The organism is Phyllobacterium sp. K27, assembly GCF_054796155.1.
The window spans coordinates 754,271-772,217 of record NZ_JBTWND010000004.1; the positions used below are offsets into that span (position 1 = coordinate 754,271).

Here is a 17,947-nt window from a genome sequence, read left to right on the forward strand (position 1 = left end):
GTGCATGAGTGATCCGCTGCAAGCAGCTCTCAAGGTCGCTGCATCCGGCCTTTCCGCCCAATCGACACGCCTGCGCATTATTTCTGAAAATCTTGCCAATGCACAATCGACTGGCAAGACCGCTGGCAGTGATCCTTACCGGCGCAAGACCGTATCTTTTGCAACCGAACTTGATCGCACAACAGGCGTTGAAACAGTCAAAATTGCCGAAGTCGGCAAGGATACATCCGCCTTCGTCGAAGAATATGAGCCGAGCCATCCCGCCGCCGACAGCCGCGGCTATGTCAAATATCCGAATGTCAGCATGGTCGTTGAAATGGCGGATATGCGGGAAGCCAATCGCTCCTATGAAGCCAATCTCCAGGTGGTCAAGCAAGCGCGCGAGCTGATTGCCATGACTGTCGATCTTTTAAGGAACTCCTGATGATAGACCAGCTGCTCAGCGTTTCCACCCGCAATGCCCTTTCCAAACTGACCGAAACGGTCAATCAGGGTCCTGCTGCCGGAGCGGCGACAGCCGCCGCCGGTCAGCCATCATTTGACAATGTGCTTTCGCAACTTGCCAATTCGGTGAGCGGAAAGCTGCAGAACGCAGAAGCCGTATCGATGAAAAGCATGACGGGAGATGTGCCAACCCGCGATGTCGTCAATGCGGTCATGGACGCGGAGCAATCGCTGCAAACGGCGATCGCAATCCGCGACAAGATCGTTCAGGCTTACCTCGAAATCAGCCGCATGCCGATTTAGCTGGATAAGGAATCCCAATGAAAGCGCTCACAATCGCAGCCACAGGCATGAACGCCCAGCAGCTTAATCTGGAAGTCATTGCGAACAATATCGCCAATATCAATACGACCGGGTACAAGCGTGCAAAGGCTGAATTCTCCGATCTGCTGTACCAGGCAGAGCGGAGTGCAGGCGTGCCTAATGCTGCAAATCAGAGCATCGTTCCCGAAGGAGCCATGGTTGGGCTTGGTGTGCAAACGGCGGCGGTGCGCAATCTTCATATACAGGGGCCGCTCAACCAGACGGGCAACCCTTATGACGTGGCGCTTATTGGCCGTGGCTGGTTCCAGATACAGAACCCGGCAGGCGATACCTTGTACAGCCGCGCTGGAGCATTCAACATCAATGGTACCGGCCAGCTTGTGACCCTCGACGGCAATCTCGTTGAACCGAACATCGTTGTTCCGACCGATGCGATTGAAGTGAAGATTACGGAAAGTGGCCAGGTGTTCGCTAAAATGGCGGACCAGACCCAGCTTGTTAATCTGGGGCAGCTGCAAATCGCAAACTTTGCCAACGAAGCCGGGCTCGAGCCGCTTGGGAACAATCTGTTTCGTCAGACAGATGCTTCCGGTGATCCGGTCGTGGGTGTTCCGGGTGATCCGGGCTTTGCAACGTTGAAGCAAAATTACCTCGAAAGCTCCAACGTCGATCCGGTGAAGGAAATCACTGATCTTATCACGGCGCAGCGCGCCTATGAGATGAACTCCAAAGTCATTCAGGCTGCCGATGAAATGGCTTCGGTCGTTTCGAAGAACCTGCGCTGAGAGTGATGATGACGGGCACTGGAACGATCAAAAGTTTTTTGCGGGCAAGCGCTTTTGCTGCTGCCTTCTTCGTTGCGTCGTCGGCTTTGGCAGACCGCATCGCTTTTATCGTTCCATCGCACATCATCTATCCCGGACAGGCCATTGGCGGCAACGAGCTGCAAGAGAAGATGTTCACGATCAAGTCCAGTGCGGCTGGGAGTTATATCCTGTCCGCCGATCAACTGATAGGCAAGGTCGCGCGCAAGACGCTCCTGCCGGGCAAACCCATTTTGGTTACAGCCGTGAACGAACCCGATCTTGTTCAGCGTGGAGTGGCAGTTCCAATTGTCTATGACACGGGTGCGCTGGTTATCACTGCCAAAGGCATACCAATGGAGGCAGGACGTTCCGGTGATTTCGTCAAGGTGCGCAATATTGACAGTGGCATTATCGTAACCGGAACGGTGCTTGCTAACGGTAGCATTCAGGTCGGTATGCAATGAAGCCCCTGCGTATCGTCATGGCATTTATCGGTTTGATGCTTGCAGCATCTCCCGCTGGCCATGCGGCTGAGCCTTCAGCCAATGCCAAGGATTACAAAACGCCGGGACAAGCACGAACAGCCTTTCAAAAGGAGCTCGATGATGGCCGTTGGGGCGGTGTCTCATCACAGCTTGGCGAAGGCGGAGCCATCGCCCGCCTGAAAGACATAGCCAATATCCAGGGTGTGCGCGAAAACCAGCTTGTCGGTTATGGTCTCGTCATCGGCTTGAACGGCACGGGTGACAGCTTGCGCAGCGCGCCCTTCACCGAACAGTCGATGCGCGCCATGCTGGATAATCTTGGCATCAGCCCACCCGCCGGTGCCTCACGTACCAAAAACATTGCCGCTGTGATTGTTACCGCCAATCTGCCGCCTTTTGCCGGACGTGGCTCGCGGATCGATATCACTGTCTCGTCATTCGGCGACGCTACGTCTCTGGCAGGTGGTACGCTGGTTATGACACCGCTTGCCGCCGCCGATGGCCAGACTTATGCCGTTGCACAAGGTAACATGATCGTTTCCGGGTTTACGGCATCAGGTCAGGCGGAAACCATAACGCAAGGTGTGCCGACGAGCGGCCGTATTCCCAATGGTGCGCTGGTCGAAAAAGAAGTTACAGGCAATTTCGGCCATGACGAACTCGTTGTCGAGTTGCGCGAGCCCGATTTCACCACGGCCGTGCGTATTACCGATACCATCAATGCCTTTGCAAAGCGTCGTTACAAACAGGCCGTCGCCAAAGAGCGGGATTCCAAATCGATCCGCCTGCGAAAGCCTGCCAGCATTTCGGCGACACGCTTTCTTGCTGAAATTGAAGGCCTGCCGGTCGTCACGGATGAAGTCGCGCGTGTGGTGGTCGATGAGCGGACGGGGACCGTTGTCATTGGCGAAAAAGTGCGCATCTCCCGTGTTGCAATCAGCCATGGCAGCCTGTCCGTGCGGGTGACCGAACGACCGACAATTGTCCAGCCTGAACCATTTTCAGATGGAGAAACTGCGGTAGAGCCAAACACCGAGATCGACATAAACCAGACGTCAAAGATCGGGCTGCTTGGTGGCACTGATCTGGAAAGCCTTGTCAAAGGGCTGAACCAGATTGGTGTTAAGCCTCAGGGTATCATCGCGATCCTGCAAGGCATCAAGACGGCCGGTGCTCTTCATGCCGAACTGGTGGTCCAATGATTATGCCTCAACTTCTCAAAACGTCTGTTGCGGCTCTTGCCTTTGCACTGGCTCTGCTTTTGCCGGCGGCTTACGGTTTCTCTCAGGAAACGGCCAGAACGCAGGATGACACCGGACAGGAAATTGACCGGTATTGCTCCAATATCACCGACAAGGCAGCCGATGCCCGCTATGCGATGCAGACGCGCGAGCTTCAACAGTTGCGCGAAGATATCGACAGTCGCATCGAGCTTTTAGACGCCAAGCGTCAGGAATATGAAGTCTGGCTGAAACGTCGTGACGAATTCATCGACAAGGCCGAAGATTCGCTTGTCAGCATCATCTCGAAGATGCGGCCCGACGCTGCCGCTGCGCAAATGGCACTGCTCGGGGATGAGGCTGGTGCTGCCCTGCTTCTGAAACTCAACCCACGGGTTTCCAGCGTCATTCTCAACGAGATGCCTCCGGAGAAATCATCCAAGCTGGCGCGGGTGATTGTTGGCTCGCGGGTAGTGTCGACAAAAGAAAGAACCGCACAATGAAAAAAGCGGCAATGCCAATCGCCTTCGCATGCGCACTTCTGGTTTCCGGCTGCGCAATGAACCCGCGTGACTTCAATCGCCCACCGGAAATGACGCCGGTCGGCACAGGCGTGGGCCATAATTTTACCGTTAGCGACCCATCAAACTACCCGGTACAACCTCGCCCGCAGAAGTACTCCCTGTGGCAGGACAGGCAGGCCAGCTTCTTTCGCGATCCGCGTGCGACCAATCCGGGCGATGTGCTGACGGTCGTCATTTCGATTGATGATCGTGCAAAGCTCGATAATAAGTCTGATCGCTCACGCGTTGCTTCGGGCATTTACGGTGCAAAGGCGGATCTGGGCGGCAGTGGCATCTCGGTGAGCAATATTGGCGGCAATTTCGATTATGATTCTGACAGCCGCACAAAGGGTGAAGGCAAGATTGAAAGATCAGAAAAAATCGATCTTTCGGTCGCTGCAATCGTCACGAACATTTTGCCCAACGGTAATCTCATCATTCGCGGGTCGCAGGAAATCCGCGTCAACAACGAGCTTCGTGTGCTCAACGTGGCGGGCGTCGTAAGGCCGCGTGATATTTCCGGATACAATACGATTTCCTACGAGAAAATTGCAGAAGCACGCATTTCCTACGGCGGTCGTGGCCGCCAAAGCGAAGTGCAACAGCCGCCATGGGGCCAGCAGGTCCTGGACGCGGTTTCGCCGATTTAGAGCCTGATCATGAGCGCTGTCACAGACTCCGGACCAACACGCAAAGCGCCTTCAGTCGCTGCCTTGGCCATTGTTATTGTCATATTAACGCTGGTGGCGGCCGCCGGAGGCTGGTTTCTGGGTGGTCAATTGGGTCTGACGGTACCTTTGGCTGCTTCTGGCACGGAAGGAGAAAAAACTCTGTCAGTGGAGGCGATGCCTGACGGCAGCGTCGTTGTATTGAAGCCGATCCTCACCAATGTGAAAATCCCTCAGGATGTCTGGATCAGACTGGAGGCAGGACTGATTGTCCGGCCGGGAGAAACAATTTCCGATGAAATGAAAACTGCGGTTGCTGCCGACTTCATGGCGTTCCTGCGTACGGTGAACCTGATGCAATTGCGAGGATCAGCCGGACTTGAATATTTGAGAACGGATCTGCAGGAACGCGCACGTATGCGCACAGAGGGCAAGGTCGATAAGGTTTATATCTGGGCGCTGGTGATGGAATGAAAAGACGTCTTCTGACGCCGGTGCTTTTGGCGGGATTATTCTTTGGTCTTGGTGGATCGGCCTTGGCTCAACAAACGTCTTTGCTTGAAGGCTTGATACCGCAAGGCAGTGCATCATCAAGCGGGCAGATCATCCAGATGCTGGCGGCATTGACTGTTCTGTCGATTGCACCGGGCATTCTCATCATGGTCACGAGCTTTACGCGATTTGCCATTGCGTTTTCCATGTTGCGGGCCGGGCTTGGACTGCAAACCACACCGGCCAATCTGGTGATGATCAGCCTTGCTTTGTTTATGACATTTTATGTCATGGCACCCGTGTTTGACCGTGCCTGGCAAAATGGCGTGCAGCCACTGGTTAACAATCAGATCACTCAGGATGTGGCGATCAATGAAATCACCACGCCTTTCCGCGAATTCATGCTGCGGCAGGTCCGCGACAAGGACTTGCGATTGTTCGAGGATCTGGCTGACGAATCATTTCGTACGCAGGCCGATCAAGTTGTCGATCTGCGCATCCTTGTACCGGCTTTCATGATCTCAGAGCTGCGCCGCGGATTTGAAATCGGGTTTTTGATCGTTCTGCCATTCCTGGTGATTGATCTGATCGTGGCAACGCTCACCATGTCAATGGGCATGATGATGCTGCCGCCAACCGTGCTGTCGCTACCATTCAAGATCCTTTTTTTCGTCTTGATCGATGGCTGGAACATTCTTGTTGGCAGTCTGATCCGTTCCTATTCTTAGCCGGATACAGGCGCGCTGACCAATTTGGAAAAATTAATCATGAGCGTTATTGAAACTGTAACATTTTTAGCATACTCATCACGCATATAACGGGTTGTCACAACGACAACAGGCATGATGCCGCTCCGTTATACCGGTCGATCCGGTATGTCCCAATCCGTATTTCACCAGGGACTTCATCCAATGGCTAGCATTCTTACAAACGCATCAGCAATGACTGCGCTTCAGACACTTTCCGCAACAAACAAGAACCTTGCAACAACGCAGGACCGTATTGCTACCGGTCAACGTGTTTCGACAGCTTCCGACAATGCTGCATACTGGTCAATTGCAACCGGCATGCGCACGCAGAACTCGGCTCTTACAGCTGTTAAAGACGGTCTTGGTCTTGGTGCTTCCATCGTCGACACCGCTTACACGTCACTGACGAAGGCAATTGATCTCGCTCAGAAGATTCAGGCGAAGTATGTTGCCAAGGAAACCCCGGGCACAGACGGTGCGATCATCGATGCCGACATTGCCCAGTTCAAGGCTCAGATCGTTGAAATGGCAAAAGGCGCGACCTTCCAGGGCGTTAACCTGCTCGCGACTGGCGGCACTGCTCAGAACATCGTTACCGGTTACGAAGCCGGTACTGGCGTGACAACAATGGCAGTTGACGCATTCGATCTCGAAGCCGCTCTGACAACGGCTACGACTTCTGCAACAGTCGGCACAGCCATCGACACCATGAAGGCAGCCGCCGCCGCTCTCGGTTCTGCGAAGACCCGCATCGATACACAGGTAAGCTTCACCAGCTCGCTGATGGATGCGATTGATCGCGGTGTTGGCCAGCTCGTCGATGCCGACATGAACGCAGAATCAGCCCGTCTGTCCGCTTTGCAGGTTCAGCAGCAGCTCGGCATTCAGGCGCTTTCGATTGCCAACTCCGGCAACCAGAGCATCCTGTCGCTCTTCCGCGGCTAATAAGAACAATTCTGCAAGACTCAAATTGGCCACGCCTCGCGCGTGGCCTTTTTGTTTCTGGAAATGGCTTGGAGCAACGCCACTCTAACTTCGCGCAAGCTTCAGCATCTATGGTCACTGCACGGCGTTGCGGTGGGAATTGATGGAAAAGAACGTAAGACAGACTTTCGAGCAGTTGGGTACAGCATTGAATAAGCTTGGCGCCCGGCGACTTGTTGCATTGGGCATTATTGGCGTCACACTTTTTGCAGCCATTCTTGCTTCAAGCTTTTATCTCAATCGCCCGCAGTATGAGACCCTGTATGTCGGCCTGAGCCGGGATGACGTCAACCGCATGGGCATGGCCCTGGGCGAAGCAGGCATACCGTTCGACGTCAAGTCAGACGGGACGTCGGTGCTGGTGCCGTTCGGGAAGGCGGATCAAGCACGCATGTATCTTGCCGAGAAGGGCCTTCCAACAAGCAACAATGCCGGTTACGAACTTTTCGACAATATGGGCTCGCTTGGCCTGACATCCTTTATGCAGGAAATTACACGGGTGCGTGCACTCGAAGGGGAAATATCGCGCACCATTCAGGCGATACGTGGGATCAAGGCTTCGCGCGTGCATATTGTGCTACCCGAAAAAGGCAGTTTCCGTCGTGGCGACCAGGCTCCTTCCGCTTCGGTGGTCATCCGCACAGAAGGCGATTTTGCGATTGAATCAGCACAGTCTATTCGTCAGCTTGTCGCCGCTGCAGTCCCTCAATTGACGGCATCGGAGGTAACGATCCTCGATACGAATGGCAGGCTTCTGGCATCAAAGGACGATGGCACCAATGCGGGGGCCATTATGTCGGCCACGCTTGAGCAGAATGTCTCATCCTCCGTTGATGAAAATATCCGCAAGGCCTTAGCGCCCTATCTGGGTATTGGACATTTCCAGACGAGCGTTCAGGTGGCTCTGGATACGGATCGGCGTCAGACGAACGAGACGGTTTTTGACCCTGAATCGCGCGTGGAACGCTCGGTTCGCGTGGTGCGTGAGAGCGGCGATTCGAAAAATTCCACCAGTGACAATGCGACGGGTGTGGAACAGAACATTCCGCAGGAAGAGATCGCCAGCAGGAATGGCGACAGCGCGACAGAAAAGACTGACAAGCGCGAAGAACTGACCAATTATGAGCTGAGTTCGAAGACGATTTCGACGACAAGCGACAGCTATCAGATTAAACGTCTTTCCATTGCCGTGGTTGTTGATCAGGCGCGGTTGCTCGCCACAGCGGGTGAGACGCCACCGCCTGCCAATTTTGTCGACCAGCAGATCGCCAAGATCACGCAATTGGTGGCGACCGCTTCTGGTCTTGATACGAAACGCGGCGATGTGATCAATGTTACCGCTGTGAACTTTCTGGAGGCGGCTGACGAGCAGCTGCAACCGGCTTCAACACCCATATCAGAGTTGATCTTCCGGCAGACAGGTACGCTGATCAACGCCGCGGCGCTGATTGCCGCAGTCGGTTTGGTACTCTGGTTTGGCGTGCGTCCATTGATGCGCGAAATGAGCAATCAGCAGAACGCTTTGCAGCTTGCCGATGACTCAGATCTCGCGGTGCCTGGCCTTGCTCCCGCGAGCAATCTCCCCGCCGTCGCTACTGCGAGTGCAGAACAAAGTGTGCCTTATGATGATCTCAGCGAACTAAGGCGACGTATGCGCGTACCTGCGCAAAACAGGCTGGAACAGATGATCGACATGGATGAGGAGCGTGTCGCTGCCATTCTCAAGCAATGGGTGCATGAAGCAGCATGACGGCAACCCAAACCAGATCCATTGCCAGCATGCTGACGGACTTCACGCCGCAGCACGTGCCAGCCGATCGCGTGACGGTCTTCACCACGCCAGGCGAGCGGATAACGATCAAAGCCGATGCCAATGACACACCTGAAGAGGTGGTCGAACTCATTGATTATGAACTCAAGATCAAGGAAGCCTTCGCAGCTGGGCGGGAGTCGGGACAGGTTGAAGCTTCGGTTCTGTTCGAAGCTGAAAAAGTCAGATTGGAGCGGGAATTTCAGGAACAACTTGCCGGAGCTGAAGTAACCTTCCTGGAGCAGACAGGCGCTCACATTTCAGCGCAGATGGAAGAGGGGCTAAAAGCAATAGCGGCGGATCTTTCCGGTTCGCTGACTGCTGTTCTTGTGCCACTGATTGAAGGCGATATGCGGCAGCGTGCCGTCAGTGCGTTTGCAAGTGAAATAGATCGATTGACCAAGGGGTATGAGGGGATCACCGCAAATATCAGCGGGCCGCCACATCTCCTCGATTCTTTACGCAATCAATCAGGTTTTGATCTCACGCGTTTTACATTGACGGAGGCAAATCAGGCGGAGCTGTCCCTGCGGCTTGACGATGCGGTTGTCGAGACACGGCTGGGTCGTTTGATTGACAGTTTGAGAGACCATATTCGATGAATATCGATCCCGAAACGCATCGCGAGATTGTCATAGTGCGACGTGGCCGTGGCGATGGCGAGGACAGCCATCATGGAGGCGTATGGAAAATTGCTTATGCTGACTTCATGACGGCAATGATGGCATTCTTTCTCGTCATGTGGCTCATCAATGCAGCCAACGAGGAAACAAAAGCCGCCGTTGCGAGCTATTTCAACCCCGTAAAATTGATGGATCGCAACGCAAGACCAAAAGGCATTCAGGACTCGGATGAGGAAAAGGGCAAGGTTCGTTTCGAACGGCCAGATTCCACGGATGCGGAAACCAAAAGCTCCCGAAATGATCGCGAAGCCGAGACACAACCGGAACGCGAAGAGCGGCAGATTTTTAAAGATCCCTACGCGGTTCTTGCGGAGATCGCTACAGATTCGGGTGTCCTTCAAAACCGGTCCGTTGCAGGCGCCGGTGGTATCAATCGTGCCGGCCCGCTGACGGGTGCTGAAGGTGGTGAAGCCTATCGCGATCCCTTCAATCCCAATTATTGGACTGACCGGGTGGATGAGGAAGTTTTTCCCCTGACGGATAGCCCGCCTGTGCCACCGCCATCCTATGAGAAAAGCGCCAGCGTCGCGAAGGATATCGCAAACGAAGAATCGGCAAAAATCGAACAGGCATCGCTGGCACAGCGGTTGAGTGCGGGGGATATCAAGCCGGAAGTTGCAAAAAAGCCAGAGAGTATGAAGCCTGCTGAACCGGCAGGCCGGGACAGCAAGCCTGATCTCAGTCAAACCGAGATTGCCCGGAAACTTGCAGCGGAAATCGCAAAGACCGGCATTGCAGATGAGAAGAACGCGCCGGATGTAACGGTCGTCCCAACGGATGAAGGCGTTATGATTCAGCTGACCGATAAAGTTGATTATGGCATGTTTGCCATTGGCTCGGCCAAGCCCGACAAGCGCGTGGTGCAGGTTCTGGAGGAGATTGGCAAGATTCTCGCCTCGCGTAAAGGCGATGTCGTCATCAGCGGTCATACCGATGCGCGTCCGTTCAAGAGCGATAATTATGATAATTGGCGGTTGTCCTCTGCGCGGGCCCATATGGCTTACTATATGCTCACGCGGAGCGGCTTGGATGCAAAACGCATTCTTCGAATTGACGGTTACGCGGACCGCGACCCGAAGATTGCATCAGATCCTTATGCAGCGCAGAATCGCCGGATTGATATCTTTCTAAAAACGGCTGTCAGATGAGAGTGAGGCGGTGTCATCTTGCGTTGATACTGGGTCTGCTCGGTTTTCCGCTGGTGTCGGCGCGAGCCGATGTTCTTGCCCCGGAACCGTATCTTCTGGTGCGCTCAATGCGTATGCTGCAGGATCAGGTGGCCTCCGGAAAGCCGGAAGCGCTGCCGATGCTCAACCGCGTCCTTGCGCATGTTTCGCGTCAGTTTAAAGAGGCAAAGCCAGAGGCTTGGGACAAACCGGCCAATGCTTACGCCCTTTTCATCTATCTGCTCAACGGCGGCAACCCTGATGTTGTTCGCGGTGTCATCACCACGCTGAAGCCGGATCAGGTCGATCCGAGACTTATCGCCGGATCATTGGCCTATGCCGATGGCGATGCTCTTCGAATAGTTGAGAACTTTCAGGAGCTGCCACCAAACTTGCCGACTGAACTGAACGCATCAATCTATCTGGTAACGGCGTCTCAGCTCGCTTCGATTGATGCGATCACTGCTCTCGGACGCCTTGATTATATACGGCTTAACGCGCCGGGAACCCTGCTTGAAGAGGCCGCACTGCGTCGAAGTCTGAGTATTGCGGCTGATCTTGGCGAGAAAGACAAGCTGCTTGGTCTGGCCAGAAGTTATCTTCAACGCTTTGAACGCTCACCATATTCAGAAGACTTCTATCGTCAGCTTGTCGATGCCTTGTTGAAACTAAAGAGCAAGGTAAGTGACGAGGAAATCAAAACATTGGCGATATTGACCTGGCCCGGTGCGCGGATGCCATTCTATTTACGTGTCGCCCGCGGCTCTGTCGTTCGTGGTGATCTGGTACGGGCCCGGTTTGCGGCGCAAGAGGCGGCGGACCTGGCTGCTGCCCTTAAAGCTGATGATACGCAGGCAAAGCTCTATCTGGCTGTTGGCAATGTCGGTTCCGACAAGACCGGGGAAGCAGGCAGAATATTGTCCGCTCTGCCAAAAGAACGCCTGCATGGCCGTGACGTAAAACTGCTTGAAGCTGCTGTGGCCATGGCAAGGAAAATAACGGCGCGGCCCGACGTGACGTCTGCTGCCGTCGAGGCTCAAGCTGTTTCCAATACAAAGGCCCTTACGCAGGCGCCGCAAAAGACGCGCCAGCCGCCCATCATCAACACTGAAGATGCAATGATTACAGAAGCGCGAAAGAAGCTCGATGCGATCGATGCAATTCTTGGAAAGGCCGGGAAATGACGATCGGAGCCAACATGGCCTTCAAGCTGAAACTGCAATCGCCGGTCCGGGCTGCTGGCAAGGAAGAGACGCCCGGCGACCTTAGGGAAATGTCCGGCACCAAGGAGCCACAGACGGATTTCGGATCACTGTTGCAAGCCGTCAAGCCAAAGCAGAAGGGTGATCCAAAGCACTCTCCAGGCGACGAAAAAAGTACGGTGCCGGAAAGCCCGCCTGACCACAAGAATGAAGGCTCCATGCCAATTGCACAAAGCACCTTTATGCAACCCGTTATTAAGTTGGAGCAGATGCTCGATAGACGGCTACATGACGAAACCGGTTCTGTGCCTGATGGGCTAATTGACAATCCAGCCCTGCAAGAAAAAACTTCCGTGACAGCTTCAGGTCATCTCGGGCTCACGGTAGGTGACAATGACATTGAGCGACAGATAGATGCAGAAGGCGTACCCGCCAAGAACAAACAAGAGCCGGAGCAGGCAGCAGAGCGTCCTGCCAGACCTTCCAACTCTTCCGCGTCACCTGTGCCGGGACAAACCGCATCTGGGCCTGTTCCGCAGGCTCCTGTTGTTACAGAGCAGCAGAAGATTGAAGCCGTCGGCCCCGCTTTTTCGTCAAATGAGGTAAAACTGGAGAAACGTGTTTCCGAGCCAGTCGCGAAGTCTTGGCAAGATGTCTTTGAGGCTCCTGATAAGAGCACATTTCAACAGGCAGCTCCTTCGCTGCCACAAGCTATGGCGAAGCCTTTCGCCGGAAGTATCGCGATGGTTGCAGCACCGGCCAATCAACCGGCTGTTGCTGACATACAGATCATTTCAGACCGGACCACCGGAGCTGCAAGGACGCTGGTGATTCAGTTGCAGCCCGTCGAGCTTGGTAGCGTCACTGCCAGACTCCGCCTGACTTCCGATGGGATGCACATACAGATTGCTGTGGCAAACGCCGCAATGGCAGAACATCTGTCGAATGACCGTGAAGCGCTCGGCAAAGCACTGCACCGGGCTGGCGTGACAGAGGATGCATCCAATGTCACAATCTCAATTGTAGATCGCTCGTCTGCAGGCGCGGGAAGTCCTCAGCCTGGACAGCAAAATCTTAACGGGCAAGATCCGCAACAGCTCGGCGCACGCGCTGATAGTCAGGGTCAATCCGGTTTCCAGAATATGCCGGAAGATCGGTCGTTTCATCAAAACGGTTTCGGGGAATCAGCACCGGATGACCATGCCGAGACGCTGGCAAGGCCAGGCACCCAGATGAATTCTTCGCGTGGGCTTGTCGTTTAGTTCCTGCCGGGTTCGCAGAGATTGTCGACACTGACAATGCCGCTGAGCGATACATGCGCCGAGCTTTGATGAAGTAAAATATACCCATCGGAAACCAACACGGAACCGGACCATCACAGCCGCAAGAAATCATGCAGGGCCGAACAATGCGCTGCATAGAAAAATAAGCTTTGCCGGATAATGAAAAATACGATCACCGGCGGCTCAGAAACTGGGCCCGCGGCTGCGTGAATCTTCTGCAATAAGCGACCACGTTAATACACGGTAATAAAACGTGAATTTCATTTTCCGTTAGCAATTTGTTAAAGCTATTGCATCAGGTTACCGCAGTCAGTGCATCGACCTTTTCTCCCCCGATCAGCTATCGCACCACCTCTGTGCGACTCCCAATTAATTAGGAACAATTAGTTGGGGATTGTCGACAGCTCCTTCCCCCCGCTACGAGTGTCGTGCTTGGGGTTAAGTTACTGATTCGGAAGGTGGGGTTGTGATTGTAGTCGTCGACGAACGAAGTCTGGTGACGAGTGGGTATTCTGCGTGGTTCGCCCGGGAGGGCATAACAACAACAGGATTTTCTCCGAACGATTTTGGTGAGTGGGTCGCCACTGTTCAGGAGCATGATATCATGGCTGTGGAAGCATTTCTGATTGGGGAATGCGCCAACCGAAGCCAGTTTCCACACAAAATCCGTGAACGTTGCTCGGCTCCTGTGATTGCTGTCAACGACACGCAATCATTGGAGAACACGCTGGAGCTTTTCCAGGCTGGTGTCGATGATGTTGTGCGCAAGCCGATGCATGTCCGTGAGATACTGGCACGCATCAATGCAATTCGCAGACGTTACGGCAATGGCAACAGCGGAACCCGGGTCGGCCCAATCATGATATTTTCTGACGGGCGTGATCCGCAGGTCAATGGTGTCGATTTTTCTTTGCCACGCCGGGAACGACGCATCCTTGAATATTTGATTGCCAACCGCGGGCGGCGGCTGAACAAGGCTCAGATATTCAATGCGATCTACGGGATTTTCGATAGTGAAGTCGAAGAAAGTGTTGTCGAGAGTCACATCAGCAAACTGCGCAAAAAACTGCGCGAGCAGCTTGGATATGATCCGATCGATTCCAAACGCTTCCTTGGCTACTGCATAAATCTCGACTGAAGACCGGCACTTGCCGCCGGTCCTGACCGATCGAAATTATCAAGCCTCTCTCAGTGATTCCCGACGTCAGCTTCGCACAAGTATCGAGGCATAACGATTCTGGACTGAATCGCGCTTTAGGAGACCGAAATGAGCCTTTACGGAATGATGCGAACCGGCGTGTCGGGTATGAACGGCCAGGCCAACCGCCTGTCCACGGTATCCGAGAATATCGCAAACTCAAGCACAACCGGCTACAAGCGGGCGAGCACTGAGTTTTCGTCGCTTGTCCTTCCAAGTTCTGGCGGCTCTTACAATTCGGGTGGCGTCGAAACCTCGGTACGTCACCACATTTCGGACGATGGTCCACTGCGGTTCACAACCTCATCCACCGATCTTGCCTTGAAGGGCAGAGGCTTCTTCATTGTCAGCAATGCCAATGGTACGCCGTACCTGACACGGGCCGGATCGTTTGTTCCTGACGCTGCCGGAAATCTTGTCAATACTGCTGGATTGTACCTGATGGGCTATCCCATCACCAACGGCAACGTAAATCCGGTGGCAAATGGCTATCAGGGGCTGGAAAAGATTAATCTTTCACAGAACGACCTGATTGCTGATCCGAGCCGCAATGGCATCTTTACGGCAAATTTGCCAGCGGGCGCAGAGATTGTACCGGCTGCAGACAGGCCGCCGGCAAATACGACGGCGACAGCAAAATTTACCGCCAAATCCTCGGTTCAAACCTATGATAATCTCGGTAATGTTGTTGTGCTGGATATCTACTACACCAAGACGGCGGACAACCAGTGGGAAGCTGCGGTCTACAACAAGGCAAACGCTTCGGCGTCCGGGGGATTTCCCTATGCACCGGCAGCGCCTTTGACGACTGAAACCTTCGATTTCGATGCTGTCACCGGCAAACTCACATCAGCGGACAAGTCAATTTCCGTTGTTGTTCCCAACGGCCAGCCGCTCGAAATTGACTTTTCCGGTACCAAGCAACTGGCTGGTGATTACAATCCCATTCAGGTCAAGATTGATGGCAATTCCCCCAGCCCGATTGAAGATGTAACAATCGGTGCCGACGGTATTGTGGTTGCAAACTACAAGAACGGCACGACCCGCCCGATCTATCAGATTGCGCTGGCAGACGTTCCCAGCCCCGACAACCTTCAGGTTCTGTCAGGTAATGTGTTTTCGACCAGTGCCGATTCCGGTGAGGTCCAGGTCGGTTTTGCCGGCAAGGGAAGCTTGGGCAGCATCACGGCTGGAGCTCTTGAGGAATCCAACGCAGATATCGCGCAGGATCTTACAGAAATGATCGAAGCGCAGAGAAACTATACGGCAAACTCCAAAGTCTTTCAGACCGGTGCGGACTTGATGGACGTGCTGGTCAATCTGAAACGATAGCTGAACTTACAATGGGAATTGGACAAAGGGCATGTCACTAACCTCAGCGCTCCTTACTGCTCAGAGTGCTCTCAATACTGTCTCAAAGCAGACCGCAGTCGTCTCCCGCAATATTGCGGGTGCCAACGATCCGAATTTCACGCGGCGCATAGGGTCTGTGGTGAGTGGAGCCGGTGGCTTGACCTATATGTCAGTGAAACGTTCGGCAGATGAGGCCCTTCTTTCCAAGTTCGTGGAAGCCAACAGCTTTCTGGGAGCGTCCGATACTTTGAAGGGCGGTCTAGACCGCCTTTCGGGCATTTATTCGGCCAGTAATGCCTCTGATTCACCGCGAGCCCTTCTGGGAGATCTGCGGGATTCACTCCAGCTTTACGCCTCGCAACCGGGCAATGCATCTGTTGGAGAATCCGCTGTTTCCAAGGCCATTTCGCTTGCCAATGCGCTTAACCGGGGAACCCAGGAAACGCAGAAGCTTCGGCAGGATGCCGACAACGACATTGCGGACTCGGTGAATAATATCAACGACCTGCTGGTTAAGTTCGAAGCGGTTAATAATCGCGTGGTCAGCGGCACGAGGGCCGGATCTGATATATCGGACGATCTTGATGAGCGAGACGGCCTGCTGAAGCAGATTTCAAGCGAGATCGGTATCACGACATTGAAGCGTGATGACAATGATATGGTCATTTTTGCCGAGTCGGGTGTGACCCTTTTTGAAAGGTCTGCGCGTGCCGTGACGTTCAATCCGACAAGCGCGTTCAGCGCCGGTACCGGCGGCAATGAAGTCTATGTTGATGGGGTGCCACTGTCACATGGCACATTTGACCAACCCTATGGAACAGGGCGACTGAGCGGCCTGTTGCAACTGCGCGACCAGACCGCACCGGCCTATCAAAAGCAACTGGATGAAATTGCCCGCAGCCTGGTCAGCATGTTTGCGGAACAAGGCACGGGAGTACCGACGGTACCCGGCCTGTTTACCTATTCCGGCGCACCTGCCATGCCAGCGGATGCCACGATCCTTCCGGGCATTGCCGGATCACTGAAGGTGTCGTCCGCCTATGTCCTGTCGGAAGGCGGCAATCCTGCGCTATTGCGGGACGGCGGGCCAGCAGGAACACCCTATGTCCAAAATCCGGATGGATCGGCTGGCTATTCCGATCGCTTGCAGAGCCTGATGGGGGCAATCGGAGCTTCACGCACTTATGATCCGGATGCGGCCGCGGGCAACAACAAGAGTCTTCTCGACTTTTCGGCCGCTTCGATCAGTTCGCTTGAGGAAAAGCGGAAATCCGTGACGGATACGAACGACTATAACAAAATTCTCTCGTCCAGAGCGAGTGATGCGATTTCCAATGTCAGCGGCGTCAACATCGATACCGAGATGCAGTCATTGCTGGACCTTGAGCACTCCTATCAGGCGTCGGCCCGTATCTTGTCAACGGTGGATGCCATGTTCCAAGAACTCTTCCGGGCGGCATCATAAACATGAAAACACAATCGGTCTCTTCATACGTCCTTGCAAACGCAACCCGGAGTATCATCTCCAAGGCGCAAGCCGATTTGGTCAAGGCGCAACAGGAAGCAACGACCGGCCTCGTTTTCGATACAGGTCTGGCCCTTGGAAGCCGTACGGGGCAGTCCTTGTCGTTGCGCAAGGAGCATGACCGGCTGTCGGTTCTCACGGGTTCAAATAAATTGCTGGCTGAACGCATGACAACGTCGCAAAACGCCTTGAGCAACGCCATGAAGGGTTCGCAGGATTTTCTGGGAACAATCATTGCCATGCGTGGCAGCAGCCAGGGTCATGAAGTTGCGGCAAATGCGGCAAAAGGCCTGCTGCAGACGGCGACATCCCTGGTCAATACCAGTTTTAACGGCGAGTATGTTTTTGCCGGTGTCAACACCGACGTGAAGCCGCTTGGTGACTATGAGGCTGCAGGCAATCCTGCACGCGCAGCAGTTTTGCAATCCTTTGAAGACCATTTCGGGTTTTCGGTTACGGACCCACAGGTATCGACGATCACAGCCAATGATATGAAGGCATATCTGGACGGGCCATTCTCATCGGAGTTTGACGCGGGTTCATGGTCCGACAATTGGTCGTCGGCCTCCGATACGCTCATAAAAAGCCGCATCGCTCCTACCGAGCTGGCCGAGACCTCGGTGAGTGCAAACAATGCCGGGTTCCGCAAGATGATCATGAGCTACACGATGGTCGCCGAATTCGCCAATATCGGTTTGAACCAGGGCGCTTTTGATGCGGTGATAACAAAGGCGATCGAGACAACGACTCAAGCCAATGGAACGCTTCCCGGGGTGCAATCCGTTCTTGGCATGGCCCAGGCGCGAACGAAAGACGCAACGGATCGTTTGGAAGTGCAGTTGAAAGTGCTGAACAGCTCGGTGATCGGTCTTGAAGGGGTCGACCCCTATGAAGCCGCCAACAGGGTGGAGGCTTTGCGAACGCAGATTGATGCGTCCTATGCGCTGACTGTGAAGATGCAAAGCCTGAGCTTGCTGAATTACCTGAAATAA

19 protein-coding genes are annotated in these 17,947 nt (G+C 54.1%); all 19 read left to right on the forward strand.

The features are described from left to right. Positions 1-4 precede the first annotated feature (4 nt). The 19 genes from flgC to ACYJL1_RS25135 all read left to right on the forward strand — a co-directional run bounded on the left by flgC (position 5) and on the right by ACYJL1_RS25135 (position 17,947). On the forward strand, positions 5-424 hold the full coding sequence (gene flgC / locus ACYJL1_RS25045; RefSeq protein WP_460899788.1) for a flagellar basal body rod protein FlgC: 420 nt from the start codon (positions 5-7) through the stop codon (positions 422-424). Next, on the forward strand, positions 424-747 hold the full coding sequence (locus ACYJL1_RS25050) for a flagellar hook-basal body complex protein FliE (protein WP_460899789.1): 324 nt from the start codon (positions 424-426) through the stop codon (positions 745-747). The genes flgC and ACYJL1_RS25050 overlap by 1 nt, the downstream gene beginning before the upstream one ends. Before the next feature lie 17 nt (positions 748-764). After that, complete coding sequence (flgG, locus tag ACYJL1_RS25055) at positions 765-1,553, forward strand: flagellar basal-body rod protein FlgG (RefSeq protein WP_460899790.1); 789 nt, start codon at positions 765-767, stop codon at positions 1,551-1,553. Positions 1,554-1,561: 8 nt separating this feature from the next. Beyond that, on the forward strand, positions 1,562-2,038 hold the full coding sequence (gene flgA, locus ACYJL1_RS25060) for a flagellar basal body P-ring formation chaperone FlgA (RefSeq protein WP_460900009.1): 477 nt from the start codon (positions 1,562-1,564) through the stop codon (positions 2,036-2,038). Beyond that, the gene (locus ACYJL1_RS25065; protein ID WP_460899791.1) at positions 2,035-3,261 is read left to right on the forward strand and encodes a flagellar basal body P-ring protein FlgI; all 1,227 of its coding nucleotides are present in this window, start codon (positions 2,035-2,037) and stop codon (positions 3,259-3,261) included. Before flgA ends, ACYJL1_RS25065 begins: the two co-directional genes overlap by 4 nt. Beyond that, complete coding sequence (locus tag ACYJL1_RS25070; protein WP_460899792.1) at positions 3,258-3,782, forward strand: MotE family protein; 525 nt, start codon at positions 3,258-3,260, stop codon at positions 3,780-3,782. Before ACYJL1_RS25065 ends, ACYJL1_RS25070 begins: the two co-directional genes overlap by 4 nt. After that, the gene (flgH, locus tag ACYJL1_RS25075; RefSeq protein WP_460899793.1) at positions 3,779-4,492 is read left to right on the forward strand and encodes a flagellar basal body L-ring protein FlgH; all 714 of its coding nucleotides are present in this window, start codon (positions 3,779-3,781) and stop codon (positions 4,490-4,492) included. The genes ACYJL1_RS25070 and flgH overlap by 4 nt, the downstream gene beginning before the upstream one ends. 9 nt (positions 4,493-4,501) lie before the next feature. Continuing rightward, positions 4,502-4,984 (forward strand): flagellar basal body-associated FliL family protein, encoded by a 483-nt coding sequence (locus ACYJL1_RS25080; protein ID WP_460899794.1) that lies wholly within the window; start codon positions 4,502-4,504, stop codon positions 4,982-4,984. Next, entirely contained in the window at positions 4,981-5,730 is a 750-nt protein-coding gene (gene fliP, locus ACYJL1_RS25085; RefSeq protein ID WP_460899795.1) for a flagellar type III secretion system pore protein FliP, read from the forward strand. Before ACYJL1_RS25080 ends, fliP begins: the two co-directional genes overlap by 4 nt. Before the next feature lie 183 nt (positions 5,731-5,913). Further along, the gene (locus ACYJL1_RS25090) at positions 5,914-6,696 is read left to right on the forward strand and encodes a flagellin N-terminal helical domain-containing protein (protein WP_460899796.1); all 783 of its coding nucleotides are present in this window, start codon (positions 5,914-5,916) and stop codon (positions 6,694-6,696) included. Positions 6,697-6,838: 142 nt separating this feature from the next. Further along, complete coding sequence (gene fliF / locus ACYJL1_RS25095; RefSeq protein ID WP_460899797.1) at positions 6,839-8,485, forward strand: flagellar basal-body MS-ring/collar protein FliF; 1,647 nt, start codon at positions 6,839-6,841, stop codon at positions 8,483-8,485. Continuing rightward, positions 8,482-9,147, forward strand: a complete 666-nt coding sequence (locus ACYJL1_RS25100) for a hypothetical protein (protein ID WP_460899798.1) — start codon at positions 8,482-8,484, stop codon at positions 9,145-9,147. Before fliF ends, ACYJL1_RS25100 begins: the two co-directional genes overlap by 4 nt. Continuing rightward, positions 9,144-10,376: a MotB family protein gene (locus tag ACYJL1_RS25105; protein ID WP_460899799.1), complete on the forward strand. Its 1,233-nt coding sequence runs from the start codon at positions 9,144-9,146 to the stop codon at positions 10,374-10,376. The genes ACYJL1_RS25100 and ACYJL1_RS25105 overlap by 4 nt, the downstream gene beginning before the upstream one ends. A 23-nt stretch (positions 10,377-10,399) precedes the next feature. Then, on the forward strand, positions 10,400-11,578 hold the full coding sequence (locus ACYJL1_RS25110) for a chemotaxis protein (protein ID WP_460899800.1): 1,179 nt from the start codon (positions 10,400-10,402) through the stop codon (positions 11,576-11,578). After that, entirely contained in the window at positions 11,575-12,858 is a 1,284-nt protein-coding gene (fliK, locus tag ACYJL1_RS25115; RefSeq protein WP_460899801.1) for a flagellar hook-length control protein FliK, read from the forward strand. The genes ACYJL1_RS25110 and fliK overlap by 4 nt, the downstream gene beginning before the upstream one ends. Positions 12,859-13,345: 487 nt before the next feature. After that, entirely contained in the window at positions 13,346-14,017 is a 672-nt protein-coding gene (ftcR, locus tag ACYJL1_RS25120; protein WP_460899802.1) for a flagellar transcriptional regulator FtcR, read from the forward strand. A 129-nt stretch (positions 14,018-14,146) separates the two neighbouring features. Then, positions 14,147-15,409, forward strand: a complete 1,263-nt coding sequence (locus ACYJL1_RS25125) for a flagellar hook protein FlgE (protein ID WP_460899803.1) — start codon at positions 14,147-14,149, stop codon at positions 15,407-15,409. A 31-nt stretch (positions 15,410-15,440) separates the two neighbouring features. After that, positions 15,441-16,895 (forward strand): flagellar hook-associated protein FlgK, encoded by a 1,455-nt coding sequence (gene flgK, locus ACYJL1_RS25130; protein WP_460899804.1) that lies wholly within the window; start codon positions 15,441-15,443, stop codon positions 16,893-16,895. A gap of 2 nt (positions 16,896-16,897) precedes the next feature. Then, complete coding sequence (locus ACYJL1_RS25135) at positions 16,898-17,947, forward strand: flagellar hook-associated family protein (RefSeq protein ID WP_460899805.1); 1,050 nt, start codon at positions 16,898-16,900, stop codon at positions 17,945-17,947.